Raw genomic sequence first — 15,511 nt, 5'->3', positions numbered from 1 at the left:
GATACTAAATGACAAATAAATAATTATATAGAATTTATTAATTTCTACATAATCATACTTACTTGAATAATGATTTTGTATATTATATAATTACAATGTCGTTAACAAAACATAAAGAAAGGAAGAAAAATCATGAAACTTGGTATTGTTGGATTGCCAAACGTGGGTAAAAGCACATTATTTAATGCTATAACTCAAGCTGGTGCTGAGTGTGCCAATTACCCTTTCTGCACAATAGAGCCCAATGTTGGCGTAGTAGCTGTTCCAGATGAAAGACTTGAAAAGTTGGCTGAGATGTATAACCCTGAAAAGGTTACTCCTGCAGTAATAGAATTTTATGATATAGCAGGCCTTGTAAAGGGAGCAAGTAAAGGAGAAGGGCTTGGAAATAAGTTTCTATCTCACATTCGCGAAGTAGCTGCAATAGTCCACGTTGTAAGATGCTTTGAAGACTCAAACATAGTCCATGTGGAGGGATCTATTGATCCAATAAGGGATATTGAAACCATTAATCTCGAACTTGTATTTTCTGATATGGAAGTTCTAGAAAGACGAATGGATAAAACAAAAAAGTCAGCAAGATCAGGAGATAAAAAAGCTCAAGATGAACTCCAATTTATGGAAAAATTATATACTCATCTAGAATCAGGAAAACCAGCAAGAACATTAGAAATGTCTGATGATGAGCAGGAAATGTTAAAGCAATACTTCTTATTGACTTCAAAACCTGTATTGTATGCCTGCAATATTTCTGAAGATGATCTTATCTCGGGTAATGTAGAAAATCAATACGTTCAAAAAGTTAAAGAGTATGCTAAGAATGAAGGCTCTGAAGTTGTAGTTATTTGTGCAAAATTAGAAGAAGAAATATCTACGCTTGAAGGCGAAGAAAAGATGGAATTTTTAGCAAGCTACGGTCTTGAGGAGCCAGGATTAAATAAGCTAATAAAAGCTAGTTATAAATTGTTAGGCCTTATAAGCTTTTTAACAGCTGGTCCCAAGGAAGTTAGAGCTTGGACTATTAAAGAAGGAACTAAGGCCCCTCAGGCAGCAGGAAAAATACATTCCGATATGGAAAAGGGATTTATACGTGCGGAAGTTGTTGCTTATGATGATCTTATAAAATGTGGCTCTGAAATTGCAGCAAGAGAAAAAGGACTTATCCGTCTAGAGGGAAAAGAATACGTTATGCAGGATGGAGATATAGTAGTATTTAGATTTAACGTTTAATCATAAGGCTGCCTAATTAGGGCAGCCTTCATTGTAACTTTTCAATTTATTTTCTACCCTCTCTCTTATAACATCCATAATTTTTTTGTCCTTTACCATTTTTTCGTCGCAAAGTATTTCAAAACATTCCTCTATATTACTAACTGAATATATATTAAATATTCCCTTTCTAACAGCTTCTATTATCTCCTCCTTTAATACTAAATCTCCAACATTGCTTGCAGGAATAATAACCCCATGAGTTCCATCAAGTCCATATAATTTACATATATCATAAAAACCTTCTATTTTTTCATTTATTCCTCCAACTGGTTGTATCTCTCCCCTTTGATTGACAGATCCTGTTATTGCTATGCTTTGTTTTATCGGTATATCTCCTAAACTTGAAATTAGCGCAATAAGTTCTGCTGCCGAAGCACTATCCCCTTCTATTCCCCCATACAATTGTTCAAAGCAAATGCTGGCATTAAAGGAAAGAGGATATTTTTGTCCAAACATTTGGCCTAAATAACCCGTTAAAATTAAGACTCCTTTATCATGTATAAAACCAGACATTTTTACTTCTCTTTCTATATTTATTACTCCTCCCTTACCTCTATAAGTAGTAACAGTTATTCTATTTTGTTTTCCGAAGGCAAAGTCTTCAAGTTCAATCACCGATAGAGCATTTATTTCTCCTATCTTATATCCGTTTAATTGTATAATATATTTGCCTTCTTTATACATTTCCAAAATTCTTTCTTTATAAAGACTATGCCTTTTATATAATTTTTCTATAGCCTCTTTAATATCTTTATCAGTAATGTGTTTTCCTTTCCTTTCTTTACATATTAACGCCGATTGGTCAATAATATTTGCAATTTCTCTTATTCTTGCAGTAAAATATTTCTTGCTTTCTGCTAATCTTAAAGCATATTTATATAATTCTAAAAATCCTTTATAAGTAACATGTGGAATATTGTTCTGGGAACAATAGTAACTTATAAAACCTAAGAATTCGTTTACGTTATCTGGAGTATTTTTTATTACACTATCAAATTCTGCTTTAATACTAAATAGTTCCCTAAACTCTTCATCATACTCATAAAGCAAACTATATAAAAATTCACTTCCGATTAAAACAACTTTTATTTTTAATGGTATTTTTTCTGGTTTTAAAGATACAATAGGGATTATTTCTAATTGATTTCTTAGATTCTCTATTGAAATGCAACCATTTTTCAATGCATTCTTTAACGCCTTCCATCCTTGATATGTGCTTAATAGTTGAAGTGCATCTATTACAAGGTAGCCTCCATTTGCTCTGTGTAAACTTCCAGGCTTAATCATCGTAAAATCTGAAACTAAAGCACCCTTGTAATTTTCATATTCGATTGTTCCAATAAGATTATTAAATTCAGGATCCTCTTCATAGATAACCGGTGCTCCTTCTTCCTTATTACAAGTTATTATATTAACATAATATTTTTTAAAGTAATCATCCTCAAGAGTGTTTTCATCATCCTGCATAAATGCATCTATATTATTTATTAAATCATTCTGTAAATCCTTTAAATATTGAACTATTTTATCGTTATAACTATACTTATTAATAAACTTATTTATTTTCCCATTTATAAGCTCAAAGGATTTCTCTTCATCAAGTTTGCGTAGCCTTTCAGCCATTTCCTTTCTTAATATTTTGGTCTTTCTTAAAACTTCTAATGCTAAAAGTTTTAAAGTTTTAACATCTTCTGCTATTTTATTCTTTTCAGACTGCTCAAGTTCATTATACTGGATCTCGCTCATCTCTTCATTATCAATTAGAGGAATAAAAACAAATCCTTCTTTTGTAGACTTCACTGTAAAATTCTTACTTTTAGCCTCATCATATAGTCTATCTAATATATTAATTGTTTCTTTTTGATAATAATCAATTATATCTTCTCTTTGTTTTTCATACTCTTCATCTGAGAACATCTTCGGAACTTCTTCAAATAAAGATTCTATCATCGTTTCAATATCGCTTTTAAATTCTTCTGCTGTTCCACCCTTTAAATTAATTGCTAAAGGGCTTAGTGCATCATTAAAATTATAAACATAACACCAATCGTCCGGTGTTTTTTGCATCTTTGCAATTTGTTTTAACTTATCCAAAACAAATTTTTTTCTCCCACTCCCATTTGTTCCACATACATAAATATTGTAATAAGGTTTGTCAAGTTTTAATCCCATCTCAAACGCTTGAACAGCCCTCTCCTGCCCTATTAAATCATAATAATTTGCAATTTCCTCTGTTGTTTTAAAATCTGGCACAAAATCCAACTTTACAACTAAGTCTTCATATTTTAACTTTTTATACTTAGCCATTAAATCCCCCCTTATAGCCTTATTATATAAATATTCACCAATAAAGCAAAAATATCCTAAAGGATTAAAATATAATCCTTTAGGATATTAAAATTAATAGGATTGCTCATCTTTTGACTTGCCAATTATTTTCAAAGATGAACTTGCTCCTATTCTATTTGCCCCCGCTTCAATCATTTTAACAGCATCTTCAAAACTATGAACTCCACCGGATGCTTTAACTCCCATTTCTGGTCCTACTGTATCCCTCATTAGCTTAACATCCTCTGCTTTTGCTCCCCATTTGCTAAAACCTGTTGAAGTTTTAACAAAATCCGCACCAGCTTCCTTTGCTAATTTGCACGCCATAATCTTTTCGTCATCAGTTAAAAGACATGTTTCTATAATGACCTTAACTAACGCCTTACCTTTAGCTGCATCTACAACTGCTTTTATATCTTCCTTTACATAATCATAATTTCCTGCCTTTAGCATACCTATGTTTATAACCATGTCAACCTCATTAGCACCATCTTCGATTGCCTTCTCTGTTTCATAGGCTTTCACTTCTTTAGTTGTTGCCCCCAATGGGAAGCCTATGACAGTGCAAACTTTAACATTTGATCCCTTTAATTCATCTGCAACTAATTTAACATAACAAGGATTAACACAAACAGATGCAAATGAATTCTCCTTTGCCTCATTGCATATCTTTTTTATATCGTCTGGTGTAGTCTCTGCCTTTAGAATTGTATGGTCGATGATTGAGGCTACATATTCCTTTGTAATCATATTTACCCTCCTTAAATATGTAATGCATCTATAAATAGCCGATTAGTATTTTATTTGCCTTATCATAATAACATACTTCTTTTGGTTTTACAATAGTAATACTTATTTAAGCAAACTTTGTCACTATAAAACTTTCTTTTTTACATACTTAGATGTCATAGCTGAAAGAAGACCACCATATAAAACACGAAACTCAATTACATCACCTATCCTAAGTTCTTTATCAGAGTCAGTTATATCAATTATCAGATGATCGCTACTACTTCCTAATACCTTAATTTTTTCATCAATAGGTTGCAAAAACTCAGGATAAACATCCTGCCTTCCTAACGCACAAATTGCTCTTTTTCTAAATCCTCTATCCTCAAATTGCGGCTTAGCTCCAAAAGCATCTATCCCAATTGTTCCAATAGGAACTGATGGCTTTACCTTTATTTCTACTATTTCTGCATAAAGCTTTATTGTATCTGTATTTAGTCCCTCTATCGGCTTGTCATATAAGCCTATCCCCATTGCCAATGCTACACCAATTCTTAATTGGTTTATTTCCATTGGCATTTCATTCATCCTCATAATTTGAATATTCTCTGAGTTGCCTCCCGAAATTATAGGGATTCTAATATTAAAGTAATTTTCTAAATCTTTTTTGACACCTACAAGCTCAGTTAGATTATCTTTGGTAGGAATCACCCCACCATAGCAGCATAAATTAGTCCCAATTCCATGGAGTTCAATGTTGCTAAGTTCTAAAATTTTTTTTACTGTTTCATATATCTCCTGTTTTTCCTTATAAAATATTCCTTCCCGTAAATCGCCGACATCTACCATTAATATTATCTTGTATTTTTTGTTTTCTTTTTTAGCATATTTTTGTAATTCTTTAATAGTATCAAATTCCGAAACCAATGCTATATCTGAATAGTTTATTATTTCTCTTGCCTGACTTTTCATAGGAATTCTTATTAACATTTTAGGGAGATCGTATTTTTTAAATTTCTTTAAATTTTCAATTCTTGAGTCTGCTATTATGTCTATTCCCCCATCTACTATTGCCCTAACTATCCTTTCGTATCCCGCAAAAACCTTTGTTACCCCAGCAACTTGTATCCCTCTTTTGTGGCATTCATCAACAATAAGTTTGGTGTTTTCTTTTATTTTACTACTGTTTATTTCAAGCATTGGGTAACCCATAACCCACCCCCAAAATTGCTATAATTTATATAGTAAATATCCATATTGCAAACTCTTTCTTTAAAGGTTTTTCAACGTTTAACACTACTTTTTTAATAAATTCTTTTATAAATATATTCTTCACCAAAGTTTAAATTCCTTCCTATAAGTAAAAAAGCCCTAAGGCTAAACCTTAAGGCTTTTTTAAACTTATTCAGTTTTAGCTGCCCCTTGATTTTGTTGATTTTGAACTTGTTGTTGTGGTTGAACAGGAGGCTTTGGTGGAAGCTTTTTTATAAATGTTCCTGAAACCAACAAATCCTTTTCATCCGTAACAGCAAGATGATAATTTTTAGTAAGTTCTATTGCTCCTCTTGGGCAAAAGTCAGCACAAAGAGAACAGAAGGTGCATTGACCTTGATAAAAATTAAAGGTGATTTTATCTCCCTCTTCGGTCTTTTCAATAGTTCTAGTAATACAACCAGGAGCACAAACCCTTATACACATTCCACAATTTACACACTTTTCAGGATAATAATTTATTTTACCTCTATATCCTTCCGGTGCCTCTTTATTTACTATTGGATATATTTCTGTGCTTGGTTTTTTAAAGACAGATTTTATCGCTTCTTTTAAATAAGGGAACTTCATTTCATTGCCCTCCTTTTTTCTCTGAGTATCTCTATAGCTTTAGCAAGCCCATCGATTATGGCTTCTGGTTTTGGAGGACAACCTGCTATAGAAACATCAATTGGAACATATTTATCTAGTGGGCCTTCTACAGAGTAACTACCATTAAATACATTTGTAGACCTCGGGCAAGACCCAATTGATACAACAACTTTTGGATCTGGAACCTGGGCTAAAGTTCTTATTAACCTATCTCTTGACTGCGAAGTTATAGGTCCTGTAACTAAAATTATATCTGCATGTCTTGGTGAACCAGTTAACTTAAAGCCCATTCTTTCAGCATCATACCTTGGAGTTATAACCGAAACTATTTCTATATCACAGCCGTTACATGATCCTGTATTTAAGTGAAATAACCAAGGCGATTTTTCAAAGCTTTTTTCGATTAACTTTTTAAACAAAAGTAACACCTCCTATTAACGACCAATCCAAACAAGTATCAAACTAATTAAAGCTAATGCCGTTGGATAAGTCCAGAAGAATTTCAAAACCTGTTCTACCTTAAGCCTTGCTGTAATCGCTTTTAATGTGGATATAGAAATAACAACTATTACTGCACTTAATAGAACTTGCAATACTATATCTAATATTAGTATTCCTGTTCCTTTACCGCTTAAAAACAATGTTACAAATAATGAAGTCATTATGAACATTTTTATTGCATGATTTAACTTAAATATTGCAAGCGGTGCACCACTATATTCTACAAGTGGTCCTTCACAAATTTCAATTTCCGCCTCTGCAATATCAAAAGGAAGGCTACCAACCTTAATTGGAATTATTAAAAGTAACGCCAATGCAGCTGGAATTAACCTCCAATTAGTAATCATCGGTCCAAATTCTGCTTGATAACTTACTATTTGAGAAAGCGAAAATGTTATTACTCCCTTATTTAAAGCCATTCCTACATGTTTACCAATAGTTAGAAGAACTATCACTAAAGGGAGTTCATAAGATATAATAGCTACCATTTCCCTGGAAATTCCAACGCCGGCATATGGTGAACCCGATGCTGCTCCACCCATAATTAAGGCAACTGCAGGGATTGTTAAAAGATATAAAATAACTATTATATCTGCAACTGTTGAAATTGCAGTATATTTATAAATAGGGATAAAGAGTGTCACAGTTACTAACGCCAAAAGTCCAATAACTGGTGCGTATAAAAATGTTCTTCTTGATGCTGCTCTTGGGACAATTGTTTCTTTACCTAAAAGCTTAAAAAAATCATAAATTGGCTGAATTATTGGTGGTCCAATTCTCTTTTGCATTCTAGCAACAACTTTTCTATCTAAACCTGATAAAAGTAAACCAACCAATGCTGAGAACAATAAACCTGGAAAAACTAAAACATTAAACAAATACTTTAAAACTACCAAATCCAGTCCCTCCTTATGGAACAAGTAAGAAAATATATACTATAAATATTGTTGTTGTAAAGATAGCCCACAATGCATAGTCATTAATTATCCCACTATGTGCATCATGCATAAACCCAAAATAGTGTCTTAAATCATGTTTTAATCCCCAGAAAAGGTCATTTCCCTTAACGTGAGAATGCTCACTTGCTTCCCCACTAAAGAATACATCATATTTTGGATCATCAACTTCTGTAGGAAGAGAAACTGCATTAAATCCTCCTGCTACTGCAACTATGGTTACTGCTATCAATAGCAAGGCAAACAGAACAAGCCATGCAATAGGATCCCAATAACCTGCAAGAGTAAAATCAACAGCAGGAATTTCAATTGGTTTACCTAATATTTTTTCTGAATATCCATTCCCCATCATAAGATCAATATATTTGCCTATATTTAGAGCCGCAGTAACTGCCGGCGATACTAAATATTTTGTCACTATATTTGGTAAAACCCCTGTTATTACACAAAGGATAGCCATAATCCACATTGGAATTCTCATTGATAATGGAACCTCTTTAACGTTTTCAAATTCCTTTGGCATTTGTCCAAAGAATATTGACTGTGCAACCTTTATAAATGAAGCTAAAGTCATTACACTTACTAAAAGTGCTATTATAGTAACTGGTGCAAGATTAGCCTGGAATGTAGCTTGGTAAACAAGCCATTTGGAAACAAATCCGTTGAATGGTGGTAAACCACTGATTGAGAAGGCACCAATTAAAAATATTGCTGCTGTCTGTGGCATTTTTCTTGCTAAGCCGCCAAGTTTATTTAAATCAGTTGTTCCAGTTGCATAAAATATTGCACCAGCAGTTAAGAACAACAAACCTTTAAATAAAGTATGGTTAAGAGCATGATATAAACCTGCTGTTAATCCCAATGCTGTTGAAACCCCAACAGCTGTTATAACATAACCTATCTGAGAAATACTATGAAAAGCAAGTAAACGTTTGAAATCATTTTGTGCAAGCGCCATTGTAACACCAATAAACATTGTAATCGTCCCAATGATTATTAATAAAATTTGAACTGACTTAAAGTCCATTGCATGAAAAAGAACATAAACTAATCTAATAATAGCATATACCCCCGCCTTATTAACCATACCCGAAAAGGCCATTGACACTGACGAAGGTGCTGACATATACGCATCTGGTGCAGCAGGATGGAAAGGAACCACAAATGCCTTTAATGAAAATCCTGCTAAAAGTAATGCAAAGGCGAAAAGTGCCGATGGAGTAAGATTGTTAAACAATAAAGCAGAAATTTGAGCCATATTCAGCGTATGAACTTGTGAGTAAATAGTAATTGTCCCTGCCAAAACCATTGATGATCCGATAGAACCCAAAACAAGATATTTAAAAGCTGCTTCTAATGCTCCTTCTTGATAATTTCTAAAGGCAGTTAAGCCAACTGCTGCAAAGGTCATAATTTCTATCATTACAAACATATTGAAAAGGTCACCAGTAAATACAAGACCTAATACAGCACCAGAAAGCATTAAGAATAAAACATAATACTTGTCTGTTTCAGAATCCTTTTTTGTGTATTTGAATGAAAATATAATTGATAAAAAGATTGTTAAAACAGCTATAATCCCGAAGAATAATCCTAGTGCATCAACCTCAAGGCCTATACCTATAGCCCAATCATGAATGGGTCTCCAATTACCTAACCAATATTGAATAACATTGTTCTTTATCATAACTGGCTTTATAAGCATTAAAACCAAAATTAACGATATAGATGAAGCAACTAAAGCTATAAACTTTCTTACAGTTTCATTTTTGCTTCCAAAAATTACCGTAAGGAAGGCTCCCAAAAATAACGTAACAATTGATAAAATAGGAAAATGTTGCATTAGCCATTCAACCTCCTTACCTTATCTGCATCAAGGGTTCCATACTTTTCCTTTATTTTTATAACTAAGGATAAAGCCATCGCCGTAACACAGGCACCTATAACTATTGAAGTAAGAGTAAGTGCTTGTGGAACAGGGTCAACAAAGAAGGATTCGGGTTTAAGTTCAGTAAAAGTAAATATTGGTGCTGTTCCCCCAGGATTGAATCCTATGCTTATTATTAATAAATTTATTCCATAATCAATAAGCCCCATACCGATGATAATCTTTAAAATATTCTTTTTTGTTAGAATTACATAAAAACCTAATACTATTAATATAATGCAGGCGATATAGTTCACTAATATCAAATCTATCCACCCCTTTTAGTTATCATTATCTGGAGCTAAAAGCCCTATCATTAGTAGGATCAAGAATCCAACCCCAGTTAAAACCTTGTATCCTACTGAATTGTTCATAAACATAATTGTTCCTGCACTAATTAAGTCTCCAACATCACCTATATTTGTAAATACATTTGCAAAGAAAACCGAGCCATATATAATACCGGCAAGACCAAATACTGTAAATAATATAGCACCAAGAGCTTCATTTTTCTTTATGATTTCCATATTAAATTTCTTCGAAACCTCATTATATCCATAGCCTAAATAGATTAACACCACCGCAGAAGCAACTAAAACTCCACCTTGGAAACCTCCCCCTGGGCTTAGATGTCCATGTAATATTATATAAAATCCAAGGACCAAGGCTATCGGTGTAAAAAAGTCAGCAGCAGTTTTTACTATAACATCCTTTACTTGTCTATTCTTGCCCTTCATCATGGTCACTTCCCTTCTTATGGCTCTTTAAAATAACTACTGAACCGGCAATTGCTGTAAGAAGAATAAAGGATTCTCCAAGTGTGTCATATCCTCTATAGTCAAATACAACAGCAGTAACCGCATTTACAGACTTTGTTCTTTTTAAGTTTTCTCTCACGATAATATTAGCAACTCCATCTGGTTTATTCATATCGTAATTTTGTTCATTCTTTAAAACCTCAGAAAGTTTTGTTCCACTATAAGTTCTATCTAATGTAGATGAATAATACATTGCATAACATCCCATTAACAAGAAAACCACCAACGAAAAAGCTATAGCAAATCTTTTCATCTTTCCTTGCCCTCCTTTACTTTTTTGAGGGTTATAATAAATATCACAGGTGATAAGACCGCTCCAACAGCAGCTTCTGCTATTGCAACGTCGGGTGCATGTAGCAATATAAACTCTAATGCTACAAAGGATCCTGTAACTGCTAAAGCTATTATTGATGATAAAAGGTTATCAAATTTTACAGTCAAAATTGCAGAAACTATAATTGCAATTATAACCAGTGTATTTAATATAACTATACTATTCATTAGGATTATCCCTCCTATACTCATCAACCACTAAATTCTCCGGTCTTATGCCATGTTTATATCCTCCCTTTAGAATGGCATGTCCCGCAACTGCACTCGTAAGAACTATAAAAATTCCTATCATGACCGTTTTGATTCCAAAAACAAAATTTTGATTTGAAAAGGCATATACAGCTACACCTAAAACCGTCCAAAGAACTCCAAAGGTTGCAATGTTAGTACTTGATTGCATCCTAGTAAAGGAATCTGGCATTCTAAGAAGACCAACTGCTCCTGCAAAAGCAAAAAAGCAACCTAATATTAAAAACAAATCAATTATTATCCTAACTATCATAGTCTTCCCTCCAAATATCTTGCTATAAGGACAGTCCCCAAGAAACCTAAAATTGCTAAAACAAGCGCAATATCAAGATAAATGCTTCTATTGCTATAAATCGAAAAAACAATTAAAGCAATGGCAGTTAAAATATCAATGCTATCAGCTGCAACAGCTCGATCTACAACACTAGGTCCTTTTAAAACCCTATATAAAAGCATTAATGCTAGTATAACATAAAATATCCCAACATAAACAAACTCTATCACTTCCAAATCCTCCTTATCCAGTTTTCTAATTTTCCTTTAATCATATCACCAGCTTCTTTGCTATTCTTACTTGCAACATCAATCCAATGGATATAGTAATAATTCTGTCCATTTTCTTCTACTATTTCCATTGTTATTGTTCCCGGTGTTAAGGTAATCGAATTTGCAAGCATAGCAAGTCCATATTCGGATTTTAAGTCAACTGGAACTTTAACAATACCAGGATTAATTGGAAGTTTTGGACTTAATGCTCTTTTTGCAACATCTACATTCGCCTTCCAAAGTTCTACTGGAAATATAAATAATACATAAATTATGAAATTGATAAACACATTTGGTTTTAATAAATGGAATGCATCTTCATGGATAAAGTAACTTGATGTAAATAATGCAACTAGTAATGAGACTATAGCACCTGCTATTAATTCCTGTGCTGTAAAGGTTAATGTAAATAATATCCATACTAGAAAGCATAATATAAACGTTGCAATAACAGCAGCTGGTTTATTTTTCATCATTATCCCCCCTTATTTATTTAATTTATCTTTTATTTTTCTTCTTAATGATGCAAATAGGTCTTTGTTATCAAATTCTTTTTTTGAAGAAAATCTATATATTTCAAGATTAGGATTTAAACCTTTTGCATACATGGATACCTTTTCATAGTCAAATTCGAAAAATTCCTTCATGTCGTATTTGTTTAACAAAAGAATATTTGCAACTGAAAACATCAATGGATACTTTTGAACTTTGTCATCTCCCTCTGGAATACTTAAAATTGCTACTTTTAGGTCCTCTCCCAAATTAAATTCAGCAGGACATACCAAATTACCTATATTCTCAATTAATAATACATCGATATCATTTAAATTAAAATAATTTAATATATTTTTTATGGACATAGCCTCAATATGGCAAGCTCCATCTGTATTAAGCTGAACCACTGGAATCCCCATCTGACTAATTCTCTCAGCATCAATTTGTCCAGTTATATCTCCTTCAATAACAGCGAGCTTATAATCTTTAGAAAGCTCTTTTATTAATTCAACAATTACACTTGTTTTTCCTGCACCAGGAGATCCCATTATATTTATCATAAAAACCTTTTTTTCGTCTAATTCCTTTTTTACTTCATTGCTGCAATCCTCATTCCATTCCATTATCTGTTTTACTACTTTAATTTCCACTATTCCACCTCCAATGCTTCTACGTAAAATTCTTTACCACTAATAATCCTATATCTATACCCACCGCATTTTGGACATCGTATATCGCTTCTTTTTATCTCACTTTCATTATTGCATTCTGAGCATATAATTTTAATAGGAACTCTATCTATAAGAAGTTTAGCACCTTCAACTATAGTTCCTTTAGAAACAATATCAAAATACTCCTGAATTAAAGAAGGAATAACCCCCGAGAAGTCCCCGCATTTTACCTTTATATTTAATACCCTTTTGGCATTATTTTTTTCTGCTACTTCCTTTGCAATTTTGATTATTCCTTCAGTTATAGCTAACTCGTGCATAATATCACTACCTATCTAAGCATGAGAAACAAGGGTCTATACTTGCAATAATAAGTCCTGCATCTGCAACGGTATTATTCCTTAGCATATAAGGAACTGTAGGTGCTGTTTTAAAGGTCGGAACATGTATACTTACTCTATAATTTGTTTGTCCTCCATCTGTAACAACATAATATATTACTTGACCTCTTGGAGCTTCAACCCTTTGTGTAAACTCCCCAGCAGGAACTTTAGGGATCTTCATTCCTAAATTAATTGGTCCTTCAGGTAGGTTTTCTAATGCTTGCTTTATAATCTTTATACTTTCATCAACTTCTAATGCCCTTATTAATATCCTTGCAAAAACGTCTCCATCTTCAACTACAGGAACATCGAATTCAAAATCTTCATAAGATGAATATGGAGCATCCTTTCTAACGTCTACCTTAACTCCAGAAGCCCTTGCATGGGGACCAATTGTTCCCATTTTTATAGCTATATCCTTTGGTAAAACACCTACTCCCTTTGTTCTCATGGCTAAAGTTTTATCGTTAAGAACAATTTCCTTTATTTTTTCGTGTTCCGCTTTAAATTCATCTAAAATCTGCAATATATTTCTTCTTAAATCATCACTAATATCCCTTCTTGAACCTCCTATAATTATCATACCATAGTTAACTCTATTGCCAGATATAGCCTCTAAAATATCCATTATCTTTTCCCTTACATTCCAAATATGCATGAATAAACTATCATATCCAACTAAATGGGCAGCTATACCCAGCCAAAGATAATGGGAGTGAAGTCTTTCAAGTTCAGCCATTATAACTCTTATATATTGTCCCCTTTTAGGAACCTCCATATTGGCAATCTTTTCTATAGCTTGAGCATATGCAAAGGGATGAGAGTGAGAACAAATACCACAAACCCTTTCTACTAAAACTAATGTTTGGATAAAATTCTTTTCTTGAGCTAATTTTTCTATACCTCTATGATTATAGCCTATAAAAACTTCAGCATCCTTTATTATTTCACCTTCAGTATAAAGTTTAGCATGTATGGGTTCTTCTAAAGAAGGATGATATGGTCCAATTGGAATTACGTAACTCATCTAATCACTCCTTTATTCCTTGAGTTTTTTTCACTAGTTCATTTAATGGAGTAACAAGTATCTGACCCTTTCCTTCAAACATCGTATCTGGAAGGAAAAGCCTGCCCTTCATATTTAAACCTTCAAAGTTAACTCCAATAAGTTCATGAAGTTCTTCTTCTGGCCATGAGGCTGAAACATCATAAATATGCGATATTGTAGGTAAAACATCTTCTCCTTTAACCGTATAGGCTTCAATAGTATCACCAACTTCATAATGGTAACTCACTATTTTTTGCCCCTCCTTATCCACATATCCGTGGATCATAACAAGTCTTCTTCCTTCACCACTCATCTTTTCTGCAATAGGAACTATTTCTTCCTTCTTAATTTCAATTGACTTAAAATTTTGCATTAAATCACCTCCATTTAACATATCCTGGGAAGCTGTGCCCCAGTTAACTTATTTAATATTCTTGAACCTCCGATTGGAGTTTTTAACACAACTAAACCTTTATGGTTTGAGGTTACTTTTCCTATAATAGCTGCATTTTTACCCTCAGGTAGATTTTTAATATCCTTTACTAAATCTTCTGCTATATCTTTTGACGCTATCAAAACTATCTTTCCTTCATTTGCACTGTATAATGGATCAATTCCAAGTATTTCACAAGCAGTAAATACATTTTGTGCAATTGGAACATCTTTTTCTATAAGTTCAATAGAAAATTCAGTCCCCTCAACAAACTCATTTAATGTAGTAGCTAATCCCCCTCGTGTAGGATCCCTCATTATTTTAACTTCTCTACCATACTTAAAAATAGTTTTTGCTAAATTAGTTAGGGGCATACAATCCGATTTAAGATCCGTATCCAAAAAGAAGCCATTTCTTGCTGACATAACTGCAACTCCATGATCCCCAACATTTCCCGTAACTATAACTACATCTCCATCATTAATCCTTGCCTTAGCATACCCTTCTATTTCCATAAAACCTATACCTGAAGTATTTATATATATGCCATCTCCCTTTCCCTTTTCCACAACCTTTGTATCTCCTGTTACTATCTCAATACCACATTCTTTTGCGGTTTCGCTAATCGAATTTACTATTTTTTTTAGGTGCTCAATTTTGAATCCTTCCTCTATAATGAAGCTCAAACTTAGATACCTAGGGATTGCACCACACATTAAAAGGTCATTAACAGTCCCACAAACTGCTAATTTGCCTATATCTCCTCCAGGAAAAAAATAAGGTGAAACAACAAAGCTATCAGTTGAGAATGCAATTCTTCCTTTACTTTTTAGAACTGCTCCATCCATTAATTCATTTAACTTGCTGTTATCAAATTTAGGTAAAAGAATTTCTTCTATTAAACTTGAAGTTTTCTTTCCACCGCTTCCATAGTCTAAAGTAATTATTTCTTCCATAAT

20 protein-coding genes are annotated in these 15,511 nt (G+C 33.1%); 1 reads left to right on the top strand and 19 read right to left on the bottom strand.

All coding sequences use genetic code 11. The annotated features are described in order from the left end of the window. The first annotated feature begins 132 nt into the window (after nucleotides 1-132). A complete protein-coding gene (ychF, locus tag CAAU_RS06455; protein ID WP_008908622.1) occupies nucleotides 133-1,230 on the top strand; it encodes a redox-regulated ATPase YchF in 1,098 nt (365 codons plus the stop codon). 12 nt (nucleotides 1,231-1,242) lie between these two features. On the opposite strand, the gene CAAU_RS06450 is transcribed toward ychF, so the two are convergent. The 19 genes from CAAU_RS06450 to hypE form a co-directional block, all read right to left on the bottom strand. Beyond that, nucleotides 1,243-3,579, bottom strand: a complete 2,337-nt coding sequence (locus CAAU_RS06450) for a Lon protease family protein (protein WP_008908621.1) — start codon at nucleotides 3,577-3,579, stop codon at nucleotides 1,243-1,245. Nucleotides 3,580-3,672: 93 nt separating this feature from the next. Next, nucleotides 3,673-4,350 carry a deoxyribose-phosphate aldolase gene (gene deoC, locus CAAU_RS06445; protein ID WP_008908620.1) on the bottom strand — a complete coding sequence of 226 codons (678 nt, stop codon included), beginning with the start codon at nucleotides 4,348-4,350 and terminating at the stop codon, nucleotides 3,673-3,675. A 123-nt stretch (nucleotides 4,351-4,473) separates the two neighbouring features. Then, nucleotides 4,474-5,541, bottom strand: a complete 1,068-nt coding sequence (gene orr / locus CAAU_RS06440) for an ornithine racemase Orr (protein WP_008908619.1) — start codon at nucleotides 5,539-5,541, stop codon at nucleotides 4,474-4,476. 189 nt (nucleotides 5,542-5,730) lie between these two features. Next, complete coding sequence (locus CAAU_RS06435; RefSeq protein WP_008908618.1) at nucleotides 5,731-6,171, bottom strand: 4Fe-4S binding protein; 441 nt, start codon at nucleotides 6,169-6,171, stop codon at nucleotides 5,731-5,733. Then, on the bottom strand, nucleotides 6,168-6,620 hold the full coding sequence (locus tag CAAU_RS06430; RefSeq protein ID WP_303525646.1) for an NADH-quinone oxidoreductase subunit B family protein: 453 nt from the start codon (nucleotides 6,618-6,620) through the stop codon (nucleotides 6,168-6,170). Before CAAU_RS06430 ends, CAAU_RS06435 begins: the two co-directional genes overlap by 4 nt. Nucleotides 6,621-6,626: 6 nt before the next feature. Beyond that, nucleotides 6,627-7,589, bottom strand: a complete 963-nt coding sequence (locus tag CAAU_RS06425; RefSeq protein ID WP_008908616.1) for a respiratory chain complex I subunit 1 family protein — start codon at nucleotides 7,587-7,589, stop codon at nucleotides 6,627-6,629. A gap of 13 nt (nucleotides 7,590-7,602) precedes the next feature. Beyond that, complete coding sequence (locus CAAU_RS06420) at nucleotides 7,603-9,492, bottom strand: proton-conducting transporter transmembrane domain-containing protein (protein WP_008908615.1); 1,890 nt, start codon at nucleotides 9,490-9,492, stop codon at nucleotides 7,603-7,605. Beyond that, on the bottom strand, nucleotides 9,492-9,833 hold the full coding sequence (locus CAAU_RS06415) for a sodium:proton antiporter (RefSeq protein ID WP_156792051.1): 342 nt from the start codon (nucleotides 9,831-9,833) through the stop codon (nucleotides 9,492-9,494). The genes CAAU_RS06420 and CAAU_RS06415 overlap by 1 nt, the downstream gene beginning before the upstream one ends. 24 nt (nucleotides 9,834-9,857) lie before the next feature. Further along, a complete protein-coding gene (locus CAAU_RS06410) occupies nucleotides 9,858-10,313 on the bottom strand; it encodes an MnhB domain-containing protein (protein ID WP_040306115.1) in 456 nt (151 codons plus the stop codon). Then, nucleotides 10,297-10,647 carry a Na(+)/H(+) antiporter subunit B gene (locus tag CAAU_RS13915; RefSeq protein ID WP_008908612.1) on the bottom strand — a complete coding sequence of 117 codons (351 nt, stop codon included), beginning with the start codon at nucleotides 10,645-10,647 and terminating at the stop codon, nucleotides 10,297-10,299. Before CAAU_RS13915 ends, CAAU_RS06410 begins: the two co-directional genes overlap by 17 nt. Then, on the bottom strand, nucleotides 10,644-10,895 hold the full coding sequence (locus CAAU_RS06400) for a hydrogenase subunit MbhD domain-containing protein (RefSeq protein WP_008908611.1): 252 nt from the start codon (nucleotides 10,893-10,895) through the stop codon (nucleotides 10,644-10,646). The genes CAAU_RS13915 and CAAU_RS06400 overlap by 4 nt, the downstream gene beginning before the upstream one ends. Continuing rightward, a complete protein-coding gene (mnhG, locus tag CAAU_RS06395; protein ID WP_008908610.1) occupies nucleotides 10,888-11,229 on the bottom strand; it encodes a monovalent cation/H(+) antiporter subunit G in 342 nt (113 codons plus the stop codon). The genes CAAU_RS06400 and mnhG overlap by 8 nt, the downstream gene beginning before the upstream one ends. After that, nucleotides 11,226-11,480: an MrpF/PhaF family protein gene (locus CAAU_RS06390; protein WP_008908609.1), complete on the bottom strand. Its 255-nt coding sequence runs from the start codon at nucleotides 11,478-11,480 to the stop codon at nucleotides 11,226-11,228. Before CAAU_RS06390 ends, mnhG begins: the two co-directional genes overlap by 4 nt. Next, entirely contained in the window at nucleotides 11,477-11,995 is a 519-nt protein-coding gene (locus CAAU_RS06385; RefSeq protein ID WP_156792048.1) for a Na+/H+ antiporter subunit E, read from the bottom strand. The genes CAAU_RS06390 and CAAU_RS06385 overlap by 4 nt, the downstream gene beginning before the upstream one ends. 12 nt (nucleotides 11,996-12,007) lie before the next feature. Next, nucleotides 12,008-12,667, bottom strand: coding sequence for a hydrogenase nickel incorporation protein HypB (hypB, locus tag CAAU_RS06380; RefSeq protein WP_008908607.1), 660 nt, complete (start codon nucleotides 12,665-12,667; stop codon nucleotides 12,008-12,010). After that, a complete protein-coding gene (gene hypA / locus CAAU_RS06375) occupies nucleotides 12,667-13,008 on the bottom strand; it encodes a hydrogenase maturation nickel metallochaperone HypA (RefSeq protein WP_008908606.1) in 342 nt (113 codons plus the stop codon). Before hypA ends, hypB begins: the two co-directional genes overlap by 1 nt. Before the next feature lie 7 nt (nucleotides 13,009-13,015). Further along, complete coding sequence (locus CAAU_RS06370; RefSeq protein WP_008908605.1) at nucleotides 13,016-14,098, bottom strand: hydrogenase large subunit; 1,083 nt, start codon at nucleotides 14,096-14,098, stop codon at nucleotides 13,016-13,018. Between the two features lie 4 nt (nucleotides 14,099-14,102). Continuing rightward, entirely contained in the window at nucleotides 14,103-14,492 is a 390-nt protein-coding gene (locus CAAU_RS06365) for an NADH-quinone oxidoreductase subunit C (RefSeq protein WP_008908604.1), read from the bottom strand. A gap of 14 nt (nucleotides 14,493-14,506) precedes the next feature. After that, nucleotides 14,507-15,508 (bottom strand): hydrogenase expression/formation protein HypE, encoded by a 1,002-nt coding sequence (gene hypE, locus CAAU_RS06360; protein WP_008908603.1) that lies wholly within the window; start codon nucleotides 15,506-15,508, stop codon nucleotides 14,507-14,509. Nucleotides 15,509-15,511: the final 3 nt, after the last annotated feature.

It is taken from the genome of Caloramator australicus RC3, from assembly GCF_000297115.1.
GTDB lineage: Bacteria > Bacillota > Clostridia > Clostridiales > Caloramatoraceae > Caloramator > Caloramator australicus.
The sequence above is the reverse complement of the archived record's forward strand: the minus strand, read 5'-3'. Positions and strand labels throughout refer to the sequence as shown.

Excerpts from the sequence above, each read along its gene's own strand:
- ychF (WP_008908622.1), top strand. The coding sequence starts at position 133 with ATGAAACTTGGTATTGTTGGATTGCCAAACGTGGGTAAAAGCACATTA.
- CAAU_RS06450 (WP_008908621.1), bottom strand. The coding sequence starts at position 3,579 with ATGGCTAAGTATAAAAAGTTAAAATATGAAGACTTAGTTGTAAAGTTG.
- deoC (WP_008908620.1), bottom strand. The coding sequence starts at position 4,350 with ATGATTACAAAGGAATATGTAGCCTCAATCATCGACCATACAATTCTA.
- orr (WP_008908619.1), bottom strand. The coding sequence starts at position 5,541 with ATGGGTTACCCAATGCTTGAAATAAACAGTAGTAAAATAAAAGAAAAC.
- CAAU_RS06435 (WP_008908618.1), bottom strand. The coding sequence starts at position 6,171 with ATGAAGTTCCCTTATTTAAAAGAAGCGATAAAATCTGTCTTTAAAAAA.
- CAAU_RS06420 (WP_008908615.1), bottom strand. The coding sequence starts at position 9,492 with ATGCAACATTTTCCTATTTTATCAATTGTTACGTTATTTTTGGGAGCC.
- CAAU_RS06410 (WP_040306115.1), bottom strand. The coding sequence starts at position 10,313 with ATGAAGGGCAAGAATAGACAAGTAAAGGATGTTATAGTAAAAACTGCT.
- CAAU_RS13915 (WP_008908612.1), bottom strand. The coding sequence starts at position 10,647 with ATGAAAAGATTTGCTATAGCTTTTTCGTTGGTGGTTTTCTTGTTAATG.
- CAAU_RS06400 (WP_008908611.1), bottom strand. The coding sequence starts at position 10,895 with ATGAATAGTATAGTTATATTAAATACACTGGTTATAATTGCAATTATA.
- mnhG (WP_008908610.1), bottom strand. The coding sequence starts at position 11,229 with ATGATAGTTAGGATAATAATTGATTTGTTTTTAATATTAGGTTGCTTT.
- CAAU_RS06385 (WP_156792048.1), bottom strand. The coding sequence starts at position 11,995 with ATGAAAAATAAACCAGCTGCTGTTATTGCAACGTTTATATTATGCTTT.
- hypA (WP_008908606.1), bottom strand. The coding sequence starts at position 13,008 with ATGCACGAGTTAGCTATAACTGAAGGAATAATCAAAATTGCAAAGGAA.
- CAAU_RS06370 (WP_008908605.1), bottom strand. The coding sequence starts at position 14,098 with ATGAGTTACGTAATTCCAATTGGACCATATCATCCTTCTTTAGAAGAA.
- CAAU_RS06365 (WP_008908604.1), bottom strand. The coding sequence starts at position 14,492 with ATGCAAAATTTTAAGTCAATTGAAATTAAGAAGGAAGAAATAGTTCCT.
- hypE (WP_008908603.1), bottom strand. The coding sequence starts at position 15,508 with ATGGAAGAAATAATTACTTTAGACTATGGAAGCGGTGGAAAGAAAACT.